This window comes from uncultured Bradyrhizobium sp., assembly GCF_947648125.1.
In the GTDB taxonomy this organism is placed as follows: domain Bacteria; phylum Pseudomonadota; class Alphaproteobacteria; order Rhizobiales; family Xanthobacteraceae; genus Bradyrhizobium.
In genome coordinates, this window is sequence record NZ_CANSMR010000001.1 from 457,689 (window position 1) to 479,668 (window position 21,980).

24 protein-coding genes are annotated in these 21,980 nt (G+C 63.3%); 14 read left to right on the forward strand and 10 right to left on the reverse strand.

The features are described 5' to 3' along the window. Positions 1 to 124: 124 nt before the first annotated feature. The gene (locus Q0030_RS02170) at positions 125 to 508 is read right to left on the reverse strand and encodes a hypothetical protein (RefSeq protein WP_298362761.1); all 384 of its coding nucleotides are present in this window, start codon (positions 506 to 508) and stop codon (positions 125 to 127) included. Positions 509 to 612: 104 nt separating this feature from the next. Between Q0030_RS02170 and Q0030_RS02175 the strand changes: the two genes are divergently transcribed. The 11 genes from Q0030_RS02175 (at position 613) to Q0030_RS02225 (ending at position 10,780) form a co-directional block, all read left to right on the forward strand. Further along, positions 613 to 1,314 (forward strand): RNA polymerase sigma factor, encoded by a 702-nt coding sequence (locus Q0030_RS02175; protein ID WP_298362765.1) that lies wholly within the window; start codon positions 613 to 615, stop codon positions 1,312 to 1,314. Between the two features lie 140 nt (positions 1,315 to 1,454). Further along, positions 1,455 to 2,279 (forward strand): flagellin, encoded by an 825-nt coding sequence (locus Q0030_RS02180; RefSeq protein ID WP_298362768.1) that lies wholly within the window; start codon positions 1,455 to 1,457, stop codon positions 2,277 to 2,279. 63 nt (positions 2,280 to 2,342) lie between these two features. Next, positions 2,343 to 4,049 (forward strand): flagellar filament capping protein FliD, encoded by a 1,707-nt coding sequence (gene fliD / locus Q0030_RS02185; RefSeq protein ID WP_298362771.1) that lies wholly within the window; start codon positions 2,343 to 2,345, stop codon positions 4,047 to 4,049. After that, positions 4,049 to 4,492, forward strand: a complete 444-nt coding sequence (locus Q0030_RS02190) for a flagellar export chaperone FliS (protein WP_298362774.1) — start codon at positions 4,049 to 4,051, stop codon at positions 4,490 to 4,492. Before fliD ends, Q0030_RS02190 begins: the two co-directional genes overlap by 1 nt. 95 nt (positions 4,493 to 4,587) lie before the next feature. Continuing rightward, a complete protein-coding gene (locus Q0030_RS40565; protein ID WP_363323422.1) occupies positions 4,588 to 5,109 on the forward strand; it encodes a hypothetical protein in 522 nt (173 codons plus the stop codon). 239 nt (positions 5,110 to 5,348) lie between these two features. Next, positions 5,349 to 6,020, forward strand: coding sequence for a flagellar hook capping FlgD N-terminal domain-containing protein (locus Q0030_RS02200; RefSeq protein ID WP_298362777.1), 672 nt, complete (start codon positions 5,349 to 5,351; stop codon positions 6,018 to 6,020). A gap of 19 nt (positions 6,021 to 6,039) precedes the next feature. Continuing rightward, positions 6,040 to 7,329, forward strand: coding sequence for a flagellar hook protein FlgE (gene flgE / locus Q0030_RS02205; RefSeq protein ID WP_298362780.1), 1,290 nt, complete (start codon positions 6,040 to 6,042; stop codon positions 7,327 to 7,329). Next, positions 7,329 to 7,580 (forward strand): hypothetical protein, encoded by a 252-nt coding sequence (locus Q0030_RS02210; RefSeq protein ID WP_363323423.1) that lies wholly within the window; start codon positions 7,329 to 7,331, stop codon positions 7,578 to 7,580. Before flgE ends, Q0030_RS02210 begins: the two co-directional genes overlap by 1 nt. A 19-nt stretch (positions 7,581 to 7,599) precedes the next feature. Beyond that, positions 7,600 to 8,055, forward strand: a complete 456-nt coding sequence (locus Q0030_RS02215; RefSeq protein ID WP_298362786.1) for a flagellar protein FlgN — start codon at positions 7,600 to 7,602, stop codon at positions 8,053 to 8,055. A gap of 27 nt (positions 8,056 to 8,082) precedes the next feature. Continuing rightward, entirely contained in the window at positions 8,083 to 9,855 is a 1,773-nt protein-coding gene (flgK, locus tag Q0030_RS02220) for a flagellar hook-associated protein FlgK (RefSeq protein WP_298362789.1), read from the forward strand. A gap of 16 nt (positions 9,856 to 9,871) precedes the next feature. Continuing rightward, positions 9,872 to 10,780 (forward strand): flagellin, encoded by a 909-nt coding sequence (locus Q0030_RS02225; RefSeq protein WP_298362792.1) that lies wholly within the window; start codon positions 9,872 to 9,874, stop codon positions 10,778 to 10,780. A gap of 19 nt (positions 10,781 to 10,799) precedes the next feature. Here the strand turns inward: Q0030_RS02225 and Q0030_RS02230 are convergent, their stop codons facing one another. The 4 genes from Q0030_RS02230 to Q0030_RS02245 form a co-directional block, all read right to left on the reverse strand. Next, on the reverse strand, positions 10,800 to 11,750 hold the full coding sequence (locus Q0030_RS02230) for a transporter substrate-binding domain-containing protein (RefSeq protein WP_298362796.1): 951 nt from the start codon (positions 11,748 to 11,750) through the stop codon (positions 10,800 to 10,802). Next, positions 11,747 to 12,040, reverse strand: a complete 294-nt coding sequence (locus tag Q0030_RS02235; protein WP_298363224.1) for a cytochrome c — start codon at positions 12,038 to 12,040, stop codon at positions 11,747 to 11,749. The genes Q0030_RS02230 and Q0030_RS02235 overlap by 4 nt, the downstream gene beginning before the upstream one ends. Positions 12,041 to 12,110: 70 nt before the next feature. Beyond that, positions 12,111 to 13,775 carry a methanol/ethanol family PQQ-dependent dehydrogenase gene (locus tag Q0030_RS02240; protein ID WP_298362799.1) on the reverse strand — a complete coding sequence of 555 codons (1,665 nt, stop codon included), beginning with the start codon at positions 13,773 to 13,775 and terminating at the stop codon, positions 12,111 to 12,113. Positions 13,776 to 14,003: 228 nt separating this feature from the next. After that, positions 14,004 to 14,249, reverse strand: coding sequence for a hypothetical protein (locus Q0030_RS02245; protein ID WP_298362802.1), 246 nt, complete (start codon positions 14,247 to 14,249; stop codon positions 14,004 to 14,006). 179 nt (positions 14,250 to 14,428) lie between these two features. Between Q0030_RS02245 and Q0030_RS02250 the strand changes: the two genes are divergently transcribed. Beyond that, positions 14,429 to 14,827: an EF-hand domain-containing protein gene (locus Q0030_RS02250; RefSeq protein WP_298362807.1), complete on the forward strand. Its 399-nt coding sequence runs from the start codon at positions 14,429 to 14,431 to the stop codon at positions 14,825 to 14,827. 341 nt (positions 14,828 to 15,168) lie between these two features. After that, complete coding sequence (pqqA, locus tag Q0030_RS02255; RefSeq protein WP_009031067.1) at positions 15,169 to 15,249, forward strand: pyrroloquinoline quinone precursor peptide PqqA; 81 nt, start codon at positions 15,169 to 15,171, stop codon at positions 15,247 to 15,249. Between the two features lie 259 nt (positions 15,250 to 15,508). On the opposite strand, the gene Q0030_RS02260 is transcribed toward pqqA, so the two are convergent. Both Q0030_RS02260 and Q0030_RS02265 read right to left on the reverse strand, forming a co-directional pair. Further along, positions 15,509 to 18,637 (reverse strand): efflux RND transporter permease subunit, encoded by a 3,129-nt coding sequence (locus Q0030_RS02260; RefSeq protein WP_298362810.1) that lies wholly within the window; start codon positions 18,635 to 18,637, stop codon positions 15,509 to 15,511. After that, entirely contained in the window at positions 18,630 to 19,697 is a 1,068-nt protein-coding gene (locus Q0030_RS02265) for an efflux RND transporter periplasmic adaptor subunit (RefSeq protein WP_298362813.1), read from the reverse strand. Before Q0030_RS02265 ends, Q0030_RS02260 begins: the two co-directional genes overlap by 8 nt. A 211-nt stretch (positions 19,698 to 19,908) precedes the next feature. Here Q0030_RS02265 and Q0030_RS02270 point away from each other — a divergent pair, with 211 nt between their 5' ends. Beyond that, positions 19,909 to 20,145, forward strand: coding sequence for a hypothetical protein (locus tag Q0030_RS02270; RefSeq protein WP_298362815.1), 237 nt, complete (start codon positions 19,909 to 19,911; stop codon positions 20,143 to 20,145). A gap of 3 nt (positions 20,146 to 20,148) precedes the next feature. Here the strand turns inward: Q0030_RS02270 and Q0030_RS02275 are convergent, their stop codons facing one another. Genes Q0030_RS02275 through Q0030_RS02285 form a run of 3 tightly spaced genes read right to left on the reverse strand, consistent with a single transcriptional unit; the run spans position 20,149 to position 21,980 of the window. Next, the gene (locus Q0030_RS02275; RefSeq protein WP_298362817.1) at positions 20,149 to 20,502 is read right to left on the reverse strand and encodes a hypothetical protein; all 354 of its coding nucleotides are present in this window, start codon (positions 20,500 to 20,502) and stop codon (positions 20,149 to 20,151) included. A gap of 40 nt (positions 20,503 to 20,542) precedes the next feature. Next, a complete protein-coding gene (locus tag Q0030_RS02280; RefSeq protein WP_298362820.1) occupies positions 20,543 to 21,253 on the reverse strand; it encodes an ABC transporter ATP-binding protein in 711 nt (236 codons plus the stop codon). Beyond that, complete coding sequence (locus tag Q0030_RS02285) at positions 21,243 to 21,980, reverse strand: ABC transporter permease subunit (protein WP_298362823.1); 738 nt, start codon at positions 21,978 to 21,980, stop codon at positions 21,243 to 21,245. The genes Q0030_RS02280 and Q0030_RS02285 overlap by 11 nt, the downstream gene beginning before the upstream one ends.

Below are 21,980 nucleotides of genomic sequence, written 5' to 3' on the forward strand. Positions count from 1 at the left end.
CCGGTGTCGTGCAGGCGCGCAACAGAAATGTATCGAAAACATCGAATGAACATGCAGAAACATTCTGCGCTCGACGCGTTGCGTCGACCGTCATGATCGTCATGCGCAAAATTCCCGCCAGTCCTCATGCGTTGAACGCCTGCGTGAGACAAATCAGGCGCGATGATTCAAAAAAGTTGATGCGGGATTCGAAAACGCGCGCTTCGCGACTGACAGATTCAAAAAATCCGATAACGTCGAAATGGTGATTCGGAAAAAATTGCCTAGTCGCAATCGTCGAATGCAAGATGGCGACCAACGGCAATGGATCACTCGCATGCTCCGCGCATGCATGTGTTCGCGTGGCGTTAGTTGATGTGACAACAGCGTTTTCCGGCGCGACGAAATTTTTCCGCGGGCATGCAAGGCGATGCTGAACGACTGCTCCAGACTCCGTAGAATTGCTGCCTGCGCTTCCGCGCAGCGGCAGCTTTTGCCGGGCGGTCGGCAAAAAAATCCAGCTAAGCATTTGAAAAATAACGAAAAAAGTTCGCCTGGTTTGTCTGGCCCCTCCGTTCAACGCTCAGAAGCCGCATGCGATGTGTGCTTGCGGCGTTGGTTGGAGAGCGGCGGATGAGTTACGCGCTTGATGTGATGGCAGCGGTCGAGGTGGAAGCCACGGCGGCCACGGCTGCGCCGGTCGAAGCGACTTCTGCCTGGAGCGACGTCCCCACGGTTGCCGATGCAGGCCCGCTCGACACCGTCGAGATCCAGGACGAGGACAAGGAGTTGCTCGACCGCCTCGCCGCCGGCGACGAGGCGGCGTTTCGTGCTCTTGTCGAACGCCACGTCGATCGCGCCTACGCAATCGCGCTGCGCATCGTCGGAAACGCTGCAGATGCCGAAGACGTGGTGCAGGACACCATGCTGAAGGTCTGGACGCATCGCGGCCGCTGGCAGCATGGCCGCGCCAAGTTCTCGACCTGGCTCTATCGCGTCGTCAGCAACCGTTGCATCGATCTGCGCCGCAAGCCGCGCACCGAGAATGTCGATGTCGTGCCCGAGGTCGCCGACACGCAGCTCGACGCTTCTACCGTCATCGAGCGCAACGAGATCGGCAATCTTCTGGAGCTTGCGATGCAGCGGCTGCCCGAGCAGCAGCGCGTCGCGGTGATCCTCTCCTACCACGAGAACATGAGCAACGGCGAGATCGCCGAGGTGATGGATACGACCGTGGCTGCGGTCGAGTCGCTGTTGAAGCGCGGGCGGCAACAGCTGCGCGAGCTGCTCAAGCGGCACGAGCGCGACCTGCGCGGCGCGTTTACCGACTGCTAACCATAAATTCCAGCTTCTGAAGATTTCGCGCCTGACCACCGGCGGCCGACCCGTTTGACCGGTCGGACGGGGGCTGGATCCGCGTCACCTCTCTTTCTCACGATGCGGCATGCCATGCCCCATCAGCACAGGAGCTACTCATGCCCGCAATTTCCACCAACACAGCCGCCAACTCCGCGGTCCGTTACCTCAACATCAACTCGCAACAGGAAACCAGCGCGCTGTCGAAGCTGTCGAGCGGCTCGCGCATCACCTCCGCCTCCGACGACGCTGCCGGCCTCGCGATCTCGACCCGCATCTCCTCGGACATCACGACGCTGCAGCAGGCTGCAACCAACGCAGCGCAGGCGACCTCGATCCTGCAGACCGCCGACGGCGGCGCCTCCAACATCTCCGACATCCTGGCTCGCATGAAGTCGCTGGCTTCCGAGTCCGCCTCCGGCACCGTGGCTGACTCCAGCCGCGCCTACATCAACTCGGAATTCACGCAGCTCAAGGGCGAAATCGACTCCATCGCCTCCGGCACCCGCTACAGCAGCCAGAGCCTGCTCAATGGTTCGAGCGTGTTCTCCTCGGGCGTCTCGGTGCTGGTCGGCTCGACCTCGGCCGACACCATCACGATTACGCTAACCAGCCTGACGGCGTCCTCGCTCGGCGTGACCTCGCTCGACGTCTCCAGCCTGTCGAGCGCCACCAGCGCAATGTCGGCCCTCGACAGCGCGATAGACACGGTGTCGTCCGCCCGCGCCGAGATCGGTGCCCAGGAATCGCGCTTCAACTTCAGCGCCGACTCGATCTCGACCCAGACCCAGAATCTGCAGTCCGCGAATTCGGCGATCAAGGACGTCGATATCGCTTCCGAGCAGGCGACGCTGTCGTCGGCCGAAGTGAAGACCCAGGCCGCGGTGTCGGCGGAAACCGCTGCCAACCAGATGCCGCAGTACCTGCTGAAGCTGCTCGGCTAATTCGAACGATAGATCGGGCCGGCATCTTGCCGGCCCGATTCTCACGACGGCGGAGGCGTCGACATGACGGTTAGCAGCGCCACCTCGAGCACATCAGGCACGACATCGTCGAGTGCCGCCAGCTCTGCCAGCACGGTGACGACGACAGGCACGACCAATTCGGCCAGTATCGACTGGACTGCCCTGATCGATGCCGAAGTCAACGCCAAGCTCACGGCGGCGACCACGATCACCACCAAGATTACGGCGAACCAGGCCAAGGTCACGGCCTACCAATCCTTGCAGACCGAGCTGTCGACACTGGCAACCGGCTTGTCGTCGCTCAGCACGTCGATCATCAACTCGATCGCCACCAATGCGTTCGCCACACGTTCGGCGACGATTTCGTCGACCGGCGACGTCAGTGCCTCCTCGGCACTGTCGATGAGCGTCAACAGCGGCTCGGCGACCGGCAATCACACGCTCCAGATCACCCAGCTCGCAACCGCGCAGAAGGTGATCGGCACTTCGCAGTCGAGCAGCTCGACCGCACTCGGCTATTCCGGGACGTTTTCGCTGGGCCTCGCCGGCGGCAGTAGCACGGCGATCTCGATCACCAGCGGCATGTCGATGCAGGATATCGTCGACACCATCAACGCCCAGACCTCGAGCACCAACGTCCAGGCCTCCATCGTCCAGGTATCGAGCGGGTCCTATGAGATGGTGCTGACGGGAACCCAGGACGCCGCAAACATCACCTATTCATCGACATCCGGTGACGACATCCTGAACAAGCTCGGCGTCACCGACACAACGGGGGCGTTCACCGACGTGCTGCAGAAGGCGCAATCCGCCGAATTCACCCTCGACGGCATCGCGCTCACCCGCAACACCAACGATGTTTCCGACGTTCTCTCGGGCGTCACGTTCGATTTGCTGCAGCCGACGCCGAGCGGTACCAGCCTGAACATCAGCATCTCGACCGACACCAGCCAGATCACCTCGGCGCTGCAGACCTTCGTCACCAACTACAACGCTTTTCGCGACCAGGTGATCGCGCAGTCCGCGCAGAATTCCGACGGCACGGCGTCATCGAGCGCGGTGCTGTTCGGCGACAGTACGATGCGCGATATCATGACCCAGCTTCAGCAGGTGCTCAGCGGCTCCGTCGGCGGCATGACGATGGCCGACCTCGGCCTGTCGTTCAACCAGAACAACGAGCTGCAGCTCGACACCGGTACGCTGTCGACCGTGCTGACGCAAAACCTGGCCGGCGTCACCAAGCTGCTGTCCGCGCAGACGACGACCTCGTCCAGCCAGCTCAACGTCGTCAACACCGGCACGTCGCCGCAATCGTTCACGCTCGACGTCGCGGTGGATTCGACCGGCACGCTGACCGGCGCCTCGGTCGGCGGCGACAGTTCCGGCTTTTCGGTGGTCGGCGACTCCATCATCGGCAATTCGGGCACGATCTACGCCGGCATGGCATTCACCTACACCGGCTCGACCTCGCAATCGATCACCGTGACGTCATCGTCCGGGCTTGCGGCACAACTTTATCAGCTCGCACAAACCAACTCCGGGACGAGCGGACAGCTACAGACCATGATCACCAACCTGCAATCGCGTGATACCGATCTGCAGTCCCAGGTCAGTGACATCCAGAGCAATGCGGCGACGTTCAAGGCGCAGCTGCAGCTTCAATACGCCAATTATCAGGCCGCCATCGAAAGCGCGAACAACACGCTGGGCTACCTGAGTGCCCTCCTGAACGCATCATCGAGCAAATAATGACACAGAATGCTACGGCCTACCTTGCGAATAATGCCTATCGATCCGCCGCGGTGGCGGTTCCGCCGTTGAAGGCGGTGGTGATGCTGTGCGACGGCGCCATCACGTTGCTGCAGAAGGCGCTGGATGCGCACGAGGCGAAGCGCTTCGAGGAAGGGCACGCTTATCTGACGCGGGCGACTGCGATCCTGCGCGGACTGAGCCACCATCTCGACGTCACCCGCGGCGGCGCGATGGCCGATCGCCTGTTCCGGACCTACAACGCCCTGATCATGGCATGCCTGCGCTCCTACGGCCGGCCGCACGCCAGGGAGAATTTCCGGCGCATCATCGCCAGCCTGACGGAACTCCGCGACGCCTGGAAGTTCGTCGAGACGACCGCCGGCAAGGCCGCCAAGGCCAGGACGCTCGGCAAGACGCTCGAACCAGCCACCGGCCGCTGAGCGGGCGAATCGGACGGCGAACCCCGTTTCGCCGGGAGGGGGCAGGGCGCTCGGGCGGGCGTCCTGTTGGGGAAAAAGGCCGCTCGGTGAGCACCATGCTGGACCTGACGCTACGGCGGCGGAAATTGATTTCCGCCGTCCCGCGAATGCTTTATGACAGCCTTGGCGACGAGGCTGGATCTGCGCGCGGGATGGACGTTGCGACATTCGAAGACCTGATCGACCGGCTGGGGGAGGATCTGTCCCGCTGGCCTGATGATCAACGTCTTGCTGCCGTCCAGCTGCTCGCATCCTCGGCCGAGGCGCGGACGCTCTATGAGCAGGCAAGCGCGGTCCGCCGGGCGCTCACGGTGCCGCCGGTTCGCGCGCCAAAGGGCCTTCTCGACCGCATCGTGACCGCGGCGGCGAAACTGCCCCAACAGGAACTGCCCCAAGAGCCGGCCTCGGGGCCGGCCTCCCCCGAGGAGCAGCCGAACGATGCGCAGGCTCAAGGCGATTCCGCTCAGCAAGGCAAGGTGCTGGGTGCGCTGTTGCTGGCCCTCTGCGTGCTGCCCGCGCTGGCGCCGCCGGCATTGATGCTCGGCGAGCCGGATCTGCCAATCAGCCTCTCGCTCTAAGCTCTCCGCATTCCCTTTGCAGTTCTCCGCGCCCTTCCGCGGCGGGTTGGGCTGCATGCGCATTTGCGCGCCGCGGGGCCGTGGCCGATCGGCAAATTCTGCCGATTAATCAAATGATTCCGCGCGGATGAATCCGCGCCTGAAATCGCCGCGTCATCCGTTTTATCTGCGAACGACTTCACGATCCCAATGTTCCACCGCGTTCCGTCGCCTTAGCCCGCGACGAAGAGAGCCTTGTCATGACCGTTTCCTCGGCAACCTCTGCTGCTGCCTCCGCCGCCTCGAGCTCGTCGTCGAGTTCGTCAACCAGCGCGTCGATGGGGATGAGCTCGACCGATTTCCTCAACCTGCTCGTCAGCGAACTGCAAAACCAGGATCCGCTGAACGCCACCAGCACGACCGACTTCATCAATCAGCTCACCTCTTACGCCAACTTCACCGAGCAGCAGTCGACCAACGCCAGCATGACGTCGCTCGCGAGCTCGTTCTCGAGCCTCGTGACGCTCAACTCGGTCAACTATATCGGCCACACCGTCGAGGCGAAGACGAACACGGCAGAGCTGACCAACGGCTCGGCGACCTTCGGCTACTCGCTCACTTCGGCCACTTCCAACGTTGCGATCGCGATCCAGGACTCCGCGGGCAACACGGTTTGGAGCGGCAAGGGGACCGGAACGGCGGGCTCCAACACCTTCACCTGGAATGGCCAGACCACGAACGGCACTCAGCTCAGCAATGGCGGCAAGTACACCATCCAGGTGACCGCGACCGACTCCGCCGGAAACTCGCTTCTCAGCTACACCACGATGACGGGAACGGTGACCGGGATCGATGCGTCCGGCTCGACACCTTCGCTGCTCGTGAACGGTGTCCCCGTCAGCGCAGCCAACATCATCGGCGTCACGTCCTGATTGCTTCCGGAGTATCATCATGAGTCTTACTGGTGCACTTTCCTCGGCGATCTCGGCGCTCAATTCGCAGAGCCAGTCGCTGGCAATGATTTCCGACAACATCTCGAACGCCGATACCACCGGTTACAAGACCACGTCGGCGATGTTCGAAGATCTGGTGACGGCGTCGAACAGCGCCACCTCGTACACGTCCGGCGGCGTCAACGTGTCCGGCCGCGCCAACATCAGCCAGCAGGGATTGCTGGCCGCGACCACCAACGCCACCGACGTTGCGATCCAGGGTAGCGGCTTTTTTGTCACCACCAATGCGACGACCGGCGGCACCACCTCCTATACGCGCAACGGTGCGTTCACCACCGACAACTCGGGCTATCTCGTCAACAACGGCAACTACCTCGAGGGCTGGCGCACCGACGCGCAAGGCAACATCCTCGGCAATGCGTCGGCCGCGAGTCTTGGGCCGATCAACACGCAGGTGGCCTCGACCAGCGGCAGTGCCACCACCAAGACCACCGTCGCGGCGAACCTGCCGGCCGATGCCGCCATCGGCGCGACGTTCAACAGCTCGATGACGGTCTACGATTCGCTTGGAACGGCGAGCACGATCCAGATCGATTGGAAAAAGACCGCCGACAATGCCTGGCAGGCCAGCTTTGAGCAGCCAAAGCTTGCGTCGAACTCCAGCGCAGTCAGCGCCAACGCGATCACCGATACGGTAGCGATCACCTTCAACGCCGATGGTTCACTTAACTCGACGGTGCCGAGTCCGCCGACCATCTCGGTGACCGGCTGGAAGGACGGCGCGGCCGATAGCTCCACCGCCAACGGTACGGCCATCACGCTCAATCTCGGTACGGCCGGCAAGACCGACGGCCTGACGCAATATTCGTCGGGGCAGACCACGCCCTCCGTCGATCTCACCAGCATCACGTCGGACGGTCTTCCCTACGGCAAGCTGAGTAGCATCGCGATCGGCAAGGGTGGTGTGGTCGATGCGACCTACTCCAACGGGCAGACGATCGCGATCTACAAGATTGCGGTCGCAACCTTCAGCGACCCCAACGGATTGAGCGCGGCCAGCGACGGCCTGTACTCCGCGACGGCAGCCTCCGGAAACGCCACGCTGCAGACATCGGGGGCCAACGGCGCCGGCACGATCTACGGCAGCGAGCTGGAATCGAGCACCACCGACACCAGCGGGCAGTTCTCCAACATGATCTCGGCGCAGCAGGCCTATTCGGCGGCGTCGCAGGTCATCACCACCGTCAACAAGATGTTCGACACGCTGATTTCGGCGGTGTCGCGATGATGACCGCAGCGAAGAATGACCGCTTGCTGGTCAGGCTTCAGCGGCTGAAGGCGAGGGCTGCCTCGGTTCAGCCGAACGATCGGGCGCAACTCACTGCGTTGCTCGACGACGTCGGAGCATTGCGCGACCTGCTGATGCGCGAATGCGCGCGGCTCGACCAGGAACTCAACCGGGCCTCGGTCCGGGTAACGGCAATCACCGCGTATGGGCGCAGCGCACAATCGGTTCGCGCCCTGCGTCGCGGACACTAGCTTGAACGGGAGCGATGACATGACACCGGAACGCAACATCAAGATCAATCCCGCGGGCAATGACGAGCGCGCCAGGTCGTTGATCGCGCTGATCGACAATCTGATCGAGATCGTGAACGAGGAGAACGTCGAACTCGCCAAGGGCCTGCCGGCCTCTCGGCTGAAACAGGTCGACGAGAAGAACCGCCTCGCGACGCTGTTCGAGCAGTGTGTGGCGGAGGCCGTCGGCAAGGCCGCCAACCTCAACGTCCAGGATCGCGTGCTGCGCGAGCAGCTGATGGATCGGATCCTGAAGCTCCGGGTCGCGATGGACGAGAACGTGATGCGGCTGCGCGCGGCGATCGATGCCAGCAACCGCAGGATCGAGGCGATCATGCAGACGATCCGCGAGCAGATCGCCAACGTATCGCCTTACGGGGCCGGCGGCCGTCGCGTCACATCCGCGATGTCCTATGGCACCAACGTGCGGGCCTGATCGGGCCGTCGCCGGAGGGAGTTGGCCATGTCGTCGCTCGATATTGCACGAAGCATCGCATTCAGCGGCCTGTCAGCCACGCAGGTGCAGATCAGCGTAGCCTCGGCCAATATCTCCAATGCTGACACCAAGGGCTATACCGAGAAGACCGCCAACCAGAGCAGCAGCGTCACCAGCGGTGTCGGCACTGGCGTCACGATCTCGGGGATCACCAGCGCGGTCGACAAGCTGCTCCTGAAGTCGCTGGTCGGGGCCAATTCCGATCTCGGCGCCGCCGACACCAACAACAACTATCTGACCGAGCTCCAGCAGCTCTATGGCAGCACGTCGAGCAGCGGCAGTTCCACGACGGGCACCTCGCTGGCCAACACGATCGCGGCATTCGAATCGGCGCTGTCCTCGCTCGCCAGCACCCCGAGCAGCGCCTCGCTGCAATCGAACGCCGTCAGCGCGCTCGCGGCGGTCACCAATCAGCTGCAGCAGACCTCGAGCGGCATCCAGAAGCTGCGCTCCAACGCCGACCAGGATATCGCTTCGTCGGTCACCGACATCAATTCTGATCTGCAGCAGATCTCCGACCTCAACAAGCAGATCAAGCAGGAGGCGGCCGCAGGCCAGCCGACCGCCGATCTCGAGGACCAGCGCAACAGCGCGCTGCAGGACCTCGCGTCGCAAATGAATGTGAGTTATTTCACCACGTCGAGCGGAGATCTCCAGGTCTATACCGGTTCCGGGCAGGCGCTGGTCGACAGCACGGCACACCCGCTGAGCTATACAGCGGCGCCCAGCGTCACGGCGTCGACAACGTATACCGCGGGATCGGCGACGAGCGGCTTCAGCGGCATCACCGTCAACGGGGTCGACATCACCTCGCAGGTCTCCTCCGGCAAGGTCAGCGCCTTGATTGCCCTGCGCGACCAGACCTTGCCGGCCGCGCAGTCGCAGCTCGACCAGCTTGCCCAACAGCTGGCCTCGAGCGTGAATGCGGTATCGAACCAGGGCACATCGGTGCCGCCGCCGACGAGCTTGACCGGTACGGCGACTGTCAGCAATTCGACATCGTTCGCAGGCACCGGCACGGTGCGTATCGCAGTCGCCGACAAGAGCGGCAATCTCGTATCGTATCAGGATATTGATCTATCGGCGTATTCCACGGTCGGGGCCCTTGCCGCCAAGATCAACACCATCTCCGGCGTATCGGCATCGGTCGACGCCAACGGACATTTATCGATCTCGGCGACCGGGTCGGGCAATGGCATCGCCATCAACCAGATGACGAGTTCAGTCGGCGGTGAGGGATTTTCCCAGTATTTCGGGCTCAACGACCTGATCACGGGGACCAGCGCCTCCAACATCGCGGTGCGCGCCGACATCCCGAGCGGCACGGCGACGCTGCCGACGGCGACGCTCGATGCGTCGTCCACCCTGACGGTCGGAAACTCGGTGCTGTCGTCGGGCTCGGCGACGGTGGTGAACGCGCTCTCGAGCGCGCTCACGGGGTCGACCAACTTCGCGATGGCGGGTGGGCTGGGCGCCACCACCGGCTCTTTCACAGACTATGCGGCAGCGATCGTTGCCAGCGTCGCCGGCAAGGCGAGCCAGGCGTCGGCAACCTACACATCCAAGCAGACCGCGCAGTCGACCTATGCGAGTTCGCTGTCGTCGCAGTCCGGCGTCAACATTGACCAGGAAAGCGCGAATCTGAGTGCGTTGCAGAATAAATACGCTGCCGCATCCCAGATCATTACGACGATCAATTCCATGTTCTCGGCGCTGATGACCGCGATGAGCGCAGCCTGAGTGTGAGGGCGTTGTCATGATGATGCGTGTTGCTACCTTCGCGCAATCGGAGCAGATGATATCGAGCGCGCTGCGCGTGCAGTCGGTGATGGCCAATGAGCAGGTGCAGGAGTCCTCTGGGCTGCAATCCGACGATTTCGGCGGCTACGGCTCCGGCGCCGGGCGCGTGATCAATTTGCAGGTCTCGGTGACGCGCGCCCAGTCCTATATCGATGCCAGCAATCTTGCCGACAACAAGGTGCAGGCGATGTATTCGGCGGTCGGTTCGGTGACCGATATCATCACGCAGCTTCGGACCCAGCTCAGCGCCGCCACGACCGGCAGCAGCACAGCGACGGCATCGGTGATCAACTATGCCCAGCAGGCGATCTCGCAGATGCAGGGGCTGCTCAACACCCAGTATGACGGCGAATACGTCTTCAGCGGCGCCCGCACCGACGCTGCGCCTGTGGATCTGTCGAGCTATGACACCGGCACCGGATCGCTGACGACATCAGACACCGGCTACTACAAGGGTGACAGCGAGATCGCGTCGGTGCGTGTTTCGGACAGCCAGTCGGTTTCCTACGGCGTCACCGCCGACAATCCTGCGTTCGAGCAGGTCATGCGGCTGTTGAAATACGTCGGCAACAGCACGACGTTGTCGTCGAGCGATATCTCGCAGGCGCTCGACCTCGCCAGCACTGCGCTGGATGCAACATCCACGGTGCAGGCAAAGCTTTCGACCGCGGCGTCGCAGATCGAGACCGCCAGCACGAACCAGAGCGACTACCAGAATTTTGCGAAGACCCTGTCGACCAACCTCACCAGCGTCGACGTCGCGGCGGTGACAGCGCAGCTGTCGACATACCAGGCGCAGCTGACGGCGTCCTATTCGGCGATCGCCAAGATCCAGAGCATGAACCTGGCCAATTATCTGAAATAGCGTGGCCGCGGCGAGCGGCTCAGCGGTTCAGGATCTTCAGCCAGACATCGCCGAGGATGATCGGCTCGCGCGGGGGAAGCCAGGTGAGGCTAGCTGCCTTGCCAAGCTCGGCGATGGTGCCTTTGGCTTGCAGATCGGCGAGCACCTTGTTGACGGCCTCCAGCAGCGCCTTGTCGGTTTCGAGCGCGACGTAGCCGCGGTTGGCGCCGATCGGATAGTAGTAGCCGGAGGCGGTGATTTTGGTGTCGGGATGATCAGCGCGGTAGGCGTCGAACCGGCGCAGGTCGAGCAGCGTGGCGTCGAATTCACCGCGTTCGAGCTCTCCCAGGAGATCGCTACGCCCTGGAACGAGGTGGGTGATGTCCTCGATCAGCTTTCCCTTGTCGAAGGTCATCAGGATGGCATCGCCCAGCGTGCCGCTTTCGATCGTCAGGCGAAGGCCGGCGAGATCGCCGATATCGGTGACCTTGCGGTCCTTGAGCCGGTCCCGGGCCTTGGGGCCGAGCACGACGGTCATCGGTGAATAGATGTAGGGCTGGCTTGGCGCCAGCACCCCGATCGGAATCCGCCGGCGGCGATCGTCGCGCGTGGCGCCATCGAAGTCCGGCAGCTTGGCTGTCGCGACACCCGGCGCCTTCAGCGAGTCCGTGGTGAGGGCGTAGCCGCCGACCAGCGAGCATCGCCCGTCCGACAGCAACGCATTGGCCTCCAGCGCGGGGCTCGAATCCTCGTCGAGCTTGCTCTCGAACCACTGGATCTTGAGCGGCCGTCCGAGCCGCTCGGCGATGGTTTGCGCGAGCGCGACATCGAAGCCGGCATCCGGCTTGCCGCGGTGATGCGCCGACAACGGCGGCAGATCCTCATCGAGGCATACTTTGAGCGGCGCGTCGGCGGCATGCGCTGCCGCCGTCATGGCGACAAGCAAAGCTGTCGCTGCGCCCGCCAGGACGGCTCTCACGGGCGCTCTCATGGAGTCCTCCGGCTCGACAGGAAGGCCCAGACGTCGGCGATCTCCTGCTCGCTCAGGATATCTGCCCAGGGCGGCATCTTGCCGTTCTTGCCTTGCTTCACGGTGGTCACAAAGCGCGTCTTGTCGTCGGGAAACGCGCGCAGGTCCGGCGTGATGGTGCCGGAGTTGACCATGTTGGGCCCATGGCAATGCGAGCAGTTCTTGGCGTAAGTGACCTTGCCCTGGTCGGCCTGACCCTGAAGGTCGATTGCACTGGCTTGCTGTGCGGCCGCCGGGATCAACGTGATCAAGGGCGCCGCGACGGCGGCGAAGATCGCCGCCGTCAACAGAGTTACTCTTTCAGTCACGTGTGCTCCGCGCTCAGTTCTTGACCGCGAAAACCCACAGCGAGCCGCCGGGTGGGACCTTGGCAAGCCGCTCGTCGCCCGAGAACAGCGAATAGACGCCGCCATAGCCCGAGGTGACGGCTACATACTGCACGCCGTCCTGCTGCCAGGTCACGGGTTGTCCTTCGATGCCCGAGCCGGTCTGGAACTGCCAGAGCTTCTTGCCGGTATCGGCGTCGAATGCCTCGAATTCGCCGGTCAGCTGACCGGAGAACACCACGCCACCGGCGGTGGAGAGCACGCCGGAGAAGCGCGGAATGTCGCTTGGCACTTCCCACTTCGCCTTGCCGGTCATCGGATCGATCGCCTTGAGATGGCCGCGCGGTCCGGTGCCCCATTCCCAGGGATCGGTGAGGTCCATGCCGACATACCATTCGCCCTGCTTGAACGTCACCGGTTCGGACTTGTACTTGCCGCCGAAGGCGAGCGTGTTGGCGTAAGCGAGGCCGGTCTGCGGATTGAACGACATCGGCTCCCAGTTCTTGCCGCCGAGGATCGACGGATAGACCGTGACCTTCTTGCCGTCACGTGCATCCTTGACGACGTCGGTCTCGATCGGCCGTCCGGTCTTCAGGTCTACACCGGTGGCCCAGTTGACGTTCACATAAGGATTGGCCGCGAGCAGCTTCCCGTTGGTGCGGTCGAGCACGTAGAAGAAGCCGTTGCGGTTGGCATCCATCAGTACCTTGGTCGGCTTGCCCTCGACATTCATGTCGGCGAGCACCATCTCGGCCACCGAGTCATAGTCGAACGGGTTGTTCGGCGAGAACTGGTAGTGCCACTTGATCTTGCCGGTCTTCGGATCGAGCGCCAGCACCGAGCAGGTGTAGAGGTTGTCGCCCGGACGCACCGCCGAGTTGAACGGTCCGGGATTGCCGATGCCCCAATACACGGTGTTCAGTTCGGCGTCATAGGAGCCGGTGATCCAGGTCGATCCGCCGCCCAGCTTCCAGGTGTCGCCCTTCCAGGTATCGCCGCCGGGCTCGTCCGGAGTCGGGATCGTGTAGGTCCGCCAGAGCTTCTTGCCGGTCGCCGGATCCCAGCCGTCGATGAAGCCGCGGGTGCCGAATTCGGCGCCGGAGATGCCGGTGATCACGACGCCATCGGCGACCAGCGGCGCCACCGTCATCGAGTAGCCTTCCTTGATGTCCGCGGCCTTCTCGCGCCACAGCTCCTTGCCCGTCTTGGCATCGAGCGCGATCACATTGGCGTCGAGGGTGGTGCGGAACAGCTTGCCGTCATACAGAGCCGCGCCGCGATTGATGATGCCGCAGCAGACGATACGCGGCGTCTCGGCGGGATATTCGACCTTGGTCTTCCAGATCTGCTTGCCGGTCTTGGCGTCGATCGCGATCGTCGCGTTGTGCGTGGTGACGTAAAGGACGCCCTGGTAGACGAGCGGCTGCGATTCCTCGCTGCGGTCGTCGTTCAAGCTGTAATTCCAGACCGGGACCAGATTCTTGACGGTGTCCTTGTTGATCTGGTTCAGCGTCGAGAAGCGCTGAAGATTGTAGCCCATTCCATAATTGAGAACGTTCGATGTATCAGTCGCACCCTTGACCAACTGCTCGTTGGTCTGAGCGCTTGCACCATAAGATGCAAGAATCACGAGGCTTGCGGCCAGCGCAATGCGTCTCATCATATCCTCCCAATGAACCTTTTCCCGCACGCCTATTCCTGACGTTGCGGACGGAACCATCCCCCCGAAACCAAAACGGGTCAATACGAAAACGTGAACGAACCCCAGCAGCCTCGAGAGGCCGGTCGAAAGCCTCAGGTTTTCGCTGATGCGCCCGTAGCTTACCGCCACGTGGAATACACAACGCCATGTGTGACCCGCCGCTATGCCGCGGCGCGAACGGTTCGATCAGCTAGACGGCGTATGCGGACAGGCACTCGGGCGCGGCTTGGTGCCCCGCTTGTCCGGCGGCACATTGCAATTGTCGATGCGCTGCTCGTCGGTCCATTTGCGTCCAAGCCGCTCCTTGCCGGTGAGCGTGCGCTGCTGGACAACCTCTGCCGATGGGGCAGGGGCCTTGTTCTGCGCGGACGCGGGCGCGGTCAGACCGAGCGCAACGAGGCAGCCCAACGTGGTCCTGCAAATGCCGCTCATGGGTCACCTCGCTCGTTCCGGTGCAATGCCATCCGAGCACCACAGATGATCCGTGAGGAAGTTTCTTTCCACCCGAAACCCGACTGGTCTCGCGGGTTGCACTAGCTGTGGGAAGCTTCGCCGAAGCTGCTATGGTGGGCCGGTATCTTTGCCGGAGCGGCACTCAAGGGAGACGAATGATGATTTCGCGCCGATCGCTTGCTTTGACTTTGGCCATGGCCGTGCTGTCAGGTCCTGCTCTGGCCGCATCGGGCGGTCGCAGCGCGCTCAAGATGCTCGATCCCGACAATGACGGCACGGTCGACCTTGCCGAAGCCAAGAAGGCTGCCGCCGATCTGTTCGCGAAGCTCGATTCCGATCACGACGGCACGCTCGATGTGCGTGAATTGCGCGGACGGCTGACTGCGAAAGAGCTCAAGATGGCGGATCCGGATCACGACGGCACCCTGACGCTCGACGAGTATCTCGCGGTCGTCGAGCAGCGCTTCAAGGCCGCCGATCCCGACAATGACGGAACGCTGGATGCGAAGGAGTTGAAGTCGCGCGCCGGCCGGGCGCTGCTGCGCCTGCTCAAATAGGTCGGTGCCTGCGCATCTCGCCGGGCGGATTCTGGTTATTGGTGCTGGATTCCGCGCATAACAAAAAAAGTTGCGATTTCGCTCTTGGGCAAGACTCGGCCGGCGCAATCGGGTCTGCTTATCCGTGCGTCGCCGTCCGGAAGCCGGAAAATGCCTGACAGATCAGCGTCGGGGTTTCCCAGCCGTTTCAAGGCCGGACGGACGTCAGCGAGCCGTCGTCCGTTTCGGCATGTCCAGCAGCGAAGTCGGGTCCTTACCCGGCCGGCTTGCGCCCTGGAATGGCCAGCCCTAGCTTGCCGCGCGGCGCGACGCTTGCGCCAACATATACTTGGGAGAAGGAAATGGCCTGGAAAACACCGAAGATCGTTGAAGTGCCGGTCGGCATGGAAATCAACATGTACGCCTGCGCAGCGCGCAAGTAAGACCACCTGACGACCTGCCGCGGCTTCCATGGCGGACGCCGTCGAAGCCGTGGCAGCGTCGACCGGTCTTTCGATCTCTGGGCGCCTGTCGAATTGATCGCTCCGGTCTCGTCACGCAGAGCCGCATCTCAGCCGGCTTCGACAATCCGCCCAAAAGCTCAACCGTCCATTGCCGGACTGTGCTGCGCCAATGACTGGTCGGGGCTGCTGCCGCTTGTGAAGCGAACCCGGTTCAGATCGTCACGCGCCTTGCGAGTGCCTAGGAGCGGTTCTTGAAACGCGCATATCGAAGCGCGAGGGTAGGCAGCACCAGCAGACTGAGTGCCATCGAAGTCATCAGGCCCCCAAGGATGACGATCGCCATCGGGCCCTCGATTTCACGTCCCGGTTCTCCTGCGCCGATCGCGAGCGGCAGCAATCCCAGGCCGGTTACGAGAGACGTCATCAGGATCGGGACGAGACGGTCGGCTGCGCCCTCGATCACGGTATCCAGTCCCCACACGCGACCGTCGACGAGGACGAGGTGCTCGTAGTGCGAGATCATGAGGATGGAGTTGCGCAGCGTGATTCCGAACAGCGTCACGAAGCCGACCATCGATCCGAGCGAAAGCAGGCCACCGGTCAATGCCAAAGCGAACACGCCACCGACAAAGGCAAATGGCAAGTTGATCATGACCAGCAGCAGATTTCGCCAATGGCCAGTAACCATCGCAAGCAGAATGACGATTCCTGTCCCGGCCAGCAAAGTGTTGACGATGAGATCGTGCCGCGAGCGGGCTTGGGCCTCGGCCGCTCCGGCAAATTCGACACGAGCACCGGGCGGCAGCGTGACCTCGCGGGCCAGCTTGCGTTTGGCGGCGGCCACGAACGAATCGAGATCGCGTCCGCTGACGTTCGCCGTTACGGTCTGAACGCGCTGCGCATTCAGGTGCTGGATCTGATAACGGCCCGAGGTCTCGTAGACGTCGGCGATTTGCTTCAACAGAATATAAGCGCCGCTCGGCGTGCGCACCGGTAGGTCACCGATCTGAGTCAGTCGGGCGCGGGCATGCGCGTCGAGGATCACGATGACATTGAAGACGGCATTGCCTTCATACCCCTGGCCGACGACATCGCCCTGATAGGCGGTGCGAATCAGTTCGAGCACTTCGACCGCATCGAGCCCCCAGCGCTGCAGATCGGTCGGGCGAAGCGTCACATTGACCTGCGGCATCCCCGGCGGGGACCGTTGCTGCACGTCGACGGCGCCCGCGACTTCATCCAGTTCTCGCGCGACGTCGCGCGCCGCGCGTTCGAGTGAATCGAGATCGGGCCCGTAGATGTTGATGACCACCGCCGCGCTGAAGCCGGAGACGGTCTCCTCGACGCGTTCCGTCAGGTAGGTCTTGCTCGAGAAGGAAACCCCGGGGAAGTCGGCAAGAGCGGTCCTGATGCGGGCCTCTGCTGCGGATTGCGCCCGACCCGAGAGCCCCGGCTCCAGGTCGACCTCGAACTCGCTGGAATGCGGGCCAACCGTGTCGATGCCGGCCTCGGCACGGCCCGCATGCTGCGCCACTCTCCGCACACCCGGGATTTGTCGGAGCGTATCGGTCATCAGTTTGCCGATACGAAGCGATTCGTCGAGCGAGGTGCCGGGGATCGCGGAGACGTGCAGAATCAGATGGCCTTCCCGCAGGTCGGGCAGGAAGGTCCCGCCGAAGAATGGCAGGATCGCCGCGCCGGCGATCGTCAAAGCCGCGGCCGCCGTCATCACCAGCTTCGGATAACGGCCGATACGACGCAGCAACGCCTGGTAATACCGACGAGACCACCGCACCGCCGGCGGTTCATGCAGGCGCTGTCCGCCGGTCCTTCCGACGAGGAGCAGCATGGAGAGCGCCGGCGTCACCGTAAGGGCGACCGCGAGCGAGGCGAGCACGGCGAAGATGTAGGCGATGCCCAGGGGGCCGAAGAGACGGCCGGCAATGCCGGAGAGTGCCAGGATCGGAAAGAAGACCAGCAGCACCGCAAACGTCGCATAGGCAACGGCGGTACGCACCTCGAGGAATGCCTCGAGCACGACGCGAGCCTCCGATCTCGGCGCCGCTGCCCGGCGGTTCTCGCGCAATCGACGTACGACATTCTCGACGCCGATCACGGCGTCATCGACGACTTCGCCGATCGCGATTGCGAGGCCGCCCAGCGTCATCGTGTTGAGCGTTTCACCCATCCATTGCAGTGCGAGCACGGCCGCTATCAACGATAGGGGGATGGCAGTGCAACTGATGATCGAGGTGCGCCAGTCGAACAGAAATAGAAACAGAACAACGACCACGAGCACCCCGCCGATCAACAAGGCGTTGAGCACGTTCTCGGTCGCCGCGTCGATGAAATTGGCAGGGCGGAATATATCCGCATGGAGCCGAACTCCGTCGGCTTCAAGGCCAGGTCGCAGTTCTTGCAGGGCGGCTTCCGCCCGCGTGGTGACCTCTCGCGTATTCGCGCCGTATTGCTGGCTCACCATCAGCATGACGCCAGGCACGCCGTCGATGAGGGCGGCCCCGATTGGTGGCTCGGGAGCGGTCACGACGGTGGCGACGTCGCCGAGAACCACGCTTGCGCCGCCCTCGTGCAGAAGAACGGTGCGGGCAAGCTGGTCGGGCGTCAAAGACTGGCCCTGGGTTTGCAGCGTGATGCGCTGATTGGCGGTATCGATGAAGCCGGCGCCTCGTACACCGGTGGCCTTGCGCGCGGCGGCCAGTACATCATTCAGGCCGACCCGGAACCGGATCAGGTCGTCCGGGCGGACCTGCACTTGCAGAGACCTGACATCTTTGCCGTAGGTGGATACTTGTGCCACGCCCGGTACGGCCAGAAGCCGTCTTGCCACCGTCCAGTCCGCAACGGTGCGCAAATCCATCAGCGAGCGCTGGTCGGACGTCAGGCCAATGACCAGCACCGTACCGGCCAGCGGGGTCAATGGTGTCATCGACGGCGGCTGCACGCCTTGTGGCAGCCGCGCGGCCACGACCGCGAGACGCTCCGTCACCAATTGGCGCGCCCGGTAGATGTCGCTGCCCGGGTGGAAGACCACCGTCACCACGGAGAGGCCCTGGATCGACGACGAGCGCAGACTTTCGACGCCAGCCAAGCCGTTGATCGACGTTTCGATCGGTTGTGTGACCAGAATTTCGACATGCTCCGGGCTGAGGCCCGGCGCTTCGGTCTGGATCGCGACCTGTGGCGGTGCAAATTCGGGGAAGACTCCGTATTTGGCTTCGCCGAGCGTGAACAGGCCATAGCCGAGCAGCGCGAACGAAAGCGCGAGCACGATGCCACGGAAGCGGACGGCGAACGCGACGAGCGCGGCTTGCGGCCCGGACCTGTTGGAGCCGATGCCGTCAGTCATTGTCATCGCCGCCCCGAAGCTGGCTCTTGGCCTCCTCGGACAGCAAGACCTGTGCGCCCCGGACTACGATTTCGGATCCCGATGGGATGTCTCGGACGACGTAGTCGTCATCCGAGACCGGCTGATCCGTGCTGATCGGATGCCGTCGGAAGCTGTCGGGGCTCACGCGCAGGTAAATCCACGATCGGCCCTGCCATCGCACAATCGCCGTATCTTCAATGAACACGCCCTCGTAAGTGTTGCCGGACGGCACATAGACAGTGGTGTTCATGCCGGGCAGCAGGCCGCTGTCGCCGGGAGCTGAGAAGAAGTAGCTCAATCCCTGAATACGGGGGTCGGTGCGTGTTGCCGGGGAGACGTACTGGAGATCGATATTCGCATTTCGCGTCGGCGCTTGCGCCAGAGCCGCTCCTGGAGTTCCGGTGACACTCACGCCGGGCGGCAGCGTCACCTGAACCAGAAACTGATCGCGCTCGATCAGCCTGACAACGGCGGGCGAGCGCTCGACGATTCCGCGGCCGATCACCGGCCCCCATTCCTGCTGTGCTGTTGCGGCGAGAGTCCTGAGCTGCGATTCCGCTGCGGCAAGCGCGGCCTTGTCGGTCCGCAACGTTCCCTCTGCGGTCTCGGCTTCCTTTTTCGGGAGCGCGGCGGAGTCGACGAGATTCTTGGTCCGGTCGAATGCGCTCTTTGCGACTTCGAGCTTGGCTAGCGCTGTCTGGACTTGAGCCTGCGCATTGGCGTAGCTGTTGGCGAGCTCGGTAATGCGGGATATGTCCAGCACTGCACCGTATGCGCGGAATTGCTCAGGATGCGGGGCGGCTTCCACAACCGCGGTTTCGAGTCCGATCTGTCCCTGCTGGCTGGGCGTCAGCTTGACCGCTGCCTGGTCGCTGTTTGCGGTGCGGGAAGGCTCCGTGCGGCCCGAATCCGATTTGTCCGGCTGCGGCTCCGCAGCTGCGCGCCTGACTTGACCCGTGAGAGGCCAAGCGCCGGCGGCGAGCGCCAGCAAGCACACCGCGACCGCGACGCCGCGCCAGGAGGTTTCCGTAAGAGCCATCAGCCTGTTAGCAGTTGTTGGGAACCAGCTTATTGACGAAATGAACTGACGGCAAGGCGCCGGTTTCACAGGTGCCGGCTCGGGTCAGGTCGGCGTGCATGCGGGGCCGTGACCGCCAAGTTCCGCTTGATCTCGCACGGAATTGAAACTTCCGGCTGCTGCGGGCGTAGCGCTTATGTTATCTTTTGAGGACGCCCGCGAGGTTTCATGCATGAACCCGATTGATCTGATCGTCACCGTATGTGCCGTGCTGTCGCCCGCCACCTGCGAGGAGCAGCATCTGGTGTTCAACTGGAACGGCTCGCTGCAGCAATGCGCCATGGCCGCGCCGCCTTACATCGCGCAATGGGTCGGCGAGCATCCGAAATGGACCGCGGTGCGATGGCGTTGCGAATATCCGCACAGCAACGATCGCGCCGGCGCGGACGGCAAGCCGCCGGCGGGCTAGCTGCTATTTGCTGCAGTCCTTCAGGTCCTTGTCGGACACTGAAAACACCGCATCGGCCTTGATCTCGATGTCGCGAACGAAGCACTGCCTGGCGCCGCTGTAGCCGACCTTGGCATCGTAGCGGCCGGGCTCGACGCCGGTGATCCGCAAGCGTTCGTCGTGGTCGACTTCCTTGTCCTTGTCGTTGAGCGTCTGGTTCGGACCCCACTCGTTCTTGCCCGCCGGCGACAGCTCGAAGCTCGAGATCGTGGTGCTGGTCAGATTCCACAGCCGGATGCCCTTGCCCTTGCTTTGGGCGAGCACTGTGGCCGGCAGCACAAGCAACGCAACACCGACAGCGATCAACGCACGCGACATTCAATCTCTCCTCACGTTTTCGTCCGAGGATGACGGCGTCTCACATATTTGCAAGGTCCAACTGTGAGAGCTGCCGCTTGATTTCGTCGATCTCTGGTTCGCTGCGCGCCGAGCGCGGCGCGGCGATGGTTTCGACGTGAAGGATTCGGGCCGGTCGCGGCGACAGGAAGAACAGGCGGTCGCCGAGTCGGACTGCGTCGTCGAGATCGTGGGTGACCAGCAGCGTCATCATCTTCCGGCTGGCGACCAGCGTGGCGACCTGGTCGCGCAACCGTCCCGCAAGTGCATTGTCGAGCGAGGCCAGCGGCTCGTCGAGGATGAGGAAATCCGGTTCAATGGCGAAGGCGCGGGCGAGCGCGACGCGGCGGGCGAGGCCGAGCGACAGCTCACCGGGAAAGTGGTTGCGGTGCACGCTCAATTCGAGCACCTCGAACAGCGCTGACAGCGTGGCGTCGTCGACATGCGGAGCGGCGATCCGCACATTCTCCTCTACGGTGCGCCAGGGCAACAGCCGCGGCTCCTGAAACACCATGCCGAGGCGCATGCCGGGGGAGCGCGCGACATGGCCCTCGTAGTTGGTGTCGAGCCCGGCGAGAATCCGGAGCAGGGTGCTCTTGCCGCAGCCCGACGGTCCGAACAGCACCCCAACCTCGCCGGCGTTCAACGTGAAGGTGACGTTGTCGAGCACGTCGTGCCGCTTTCCGGCCGCGCTGGCAAAGCTCTTGCCTGTAATCTTGACCTCAAGCTGCACGGAGCCGCCACCGCGTTAGCCTCGCTTCAAACGGCTGCACCATCAGGGTCTCGATGACCAGCACGACCCCTGCAAAGCTCAGCGAGTAGGCGAGCAGCAGGGGGATGTCGAACAGCTGGAAGGCGACGCCGATCTCGAAGCCGACCCCGTTGGGGCGGCCCAGATATTCGGCGACCAGCACGATCTTCCAGACCAGCGACAGCCCGGAGCGCGCAGCGGCCGCAATGTAAGGCGCAAGTTGAGGCAGAACCACGTGCCGGAAGGCACGGCCGCGCGGCAAAGCAAACGCCGTTGCCATCTCGTCGAGCGCGGGGTCGAGCGCGCGGGCGCCCTCGCGCAAGGTGACGACGGCGGTCGGCAGCTTGTTGATGGCAATGGCCGTGATCGCGGCGACCTCGGTCAGCCCGGCCCAGATATAGGCCAGCACGATGACAACCAGCGCAGGCAGGTTGAGCAGCAGGATCAGCCAAGGGTCGCCAAGGCGATTGGCGAGCGACACGCGGCCCATCAGATAGCCGATCGCCGAGCCGAGCGCCATGGCGAGGGTGAAGGCCAGCGCGACGCGCGCCAGCGTTGCGCCGAGGTTGACGAACAGCGCGCCCGATCGCGCCTCGGCGGCGAGAACAGACAGCACTGCCGGCGGCGCCGGCAGCTTTGCGTCGCCGATCAAGAGCGAGGCAATCCACCAGGTCGCAATGAACAGCGCGAATGACAGGAGGCGCAGCAC

Excerpts from the sequence above, each read along its gene's own strand:
- Q0030_RS02170 (WP_298362761.1), bottom strand. The coding sequence starts at position 508 with ATGCTTAGCTGGATTTTTTTGCCGACCGCCCGGCAAAAGCTGCCGCTG.
- Q0030_RS02175 (WP_298362765.1), top strand. The coding sequence starts at position 613 with ATGAGTTACGCGCTTGATGTGATGGCAGCGGTCGAGGTGGAAGCCACG.
- Q0030_RS02180 (WP_298362768.1), top strand. The coding sequence starts at position 1,455 with ATGCCCGCAATTTCCACCAACACAGCCGCCAACTCCGCGGTCCGTTAC.
- fliD (WP_298362771.1), top strand. The coding sequence starts at position 2,343 with ATGACGGTTAGCAGCGCCACCTCGAGCACATCAGGCACGACATCGTCG.
- Q0030_RS02190 (WP_298362774.1), top strand. The coding sequence starts at position 4,049 with ATGACACAGAATGCTACGGCCTACCTTGCGAATAATGCCTATCGATCC.
- Q0030_RS40565 (WP_363323422.1), top strand. The coding sequence starts at position 4,588 with ATGCTGGACCTGACGCTACGGCGGCGGAAATTGATTTCCGCCGTCCCG.
- Q0030_RS02200 (WP_298362777.1), top strand. The coding sequence starts at position 5,349 with ATGACCGTTTCCTCGGCAACCTCTGCTGCTGCCTCCGCCGCCTCGAGC.
- flgE (WP_298362780.1), top strand. The coding sequence starts at position 6,040 with ATGAGTCTTACTGGTGCACTTTCCTCGGCGATCTCGGCGCTCAATTCG.
- Q0030_RS02210 (WP_363323423.1), top strand. The coding sequence starts at position 7,329 with ATGACCGCAGCGAAGAATGACCGCTTGCTGGTCAGGCTTCAGCGGCTG.
- Q0030_RS02215 (WP_298362786.1), top strand. The coding sequence starts at position 7,600 with ATGACACCGGAACGCAACATCAAGATCAATCCCGCGGGCAATGACGAG.
- flgK (WP_298362789.1), top strand. The coding sequence starts at position 8,083 with ATGTCGTCGCTCGATATTGCACGAAGCATCGCATTCAGCGGCCTGTCA.
- Q0030_RS02225 (WP_298362792.1), top strand. The coding sequence starts at position 9,872 with ATGATGATGCGTGTTGCTACCTTCGCGCAATCGGAGCAGATGATATCG.
- Q0030_RS02230 (WP_298362796.1), bottom strand. The coding sequence starts at position 11,750 with ATGAGAGCGCCCGTGAGAGCCGTCCTGGCGGGCGCAGCGACAGCTTTG.
- Q0030_RS02240 (WP_298362799.1), bottom strand. The coding sequence starts at position 13,775 with ATGAGACGCATTGCGCTGGCCGCAAGCCTCGTGATTCTTGCATCTTAT.
- Q0030_RS02245 (WP_298362802.1), bottom strand. The coding sequence starts at position 14,249 with ATGAGCGGCATTTGCAGGACCACGTTGGGCTGCCTCGTTGCGCTCGGT.
- Q0030_RS02250 (WP_298362807.1), top strand. The coding sequence starts at position 14,429 with ATGATTTCGCGCCGATCGCTTGCTTTGACTTTGGCCATGGCCGTGCTG.
- pqqA (WP_009031067.1), top strand. The coding sequence starts at position 15,169 with ATGGCCTGGAAAACACCGAAGATCGTTGAAGTGCCGGTCGGCATGGAA.
- Q0030_RS02260 (WP_298362810.1), bottom strand. The coding sequence starts at position 18,637 with ATGACTGACGGCATCGGCTCCAACAGGTCCGGGCCGCAAGCCGCGCTC.
- Q0030_RS02265 (WP_298362813.1), bottom strand. The coding sequence starts at position 19,697 with ATGGCTCTTACGGAAACCTCCTGGCGCGGCGTCGCGGTCGCGGTGTGC.
- Q0030_RS02270 (WP_298362815.1), top strand. The coding sequence starts at position 19,909 with ATGAACCCGATTGATCTGATCGTCACCGTATGTGCCGTGCTGTCGCCC.
- Q0030_RS02275 (WP_298362817.1), bottom strand. The coding sequence starts at position 20,502 with ATGTCGCGTGCGTTGATCGCTGTCGGTGTTGCGTTGCTTGTGCTGCCG.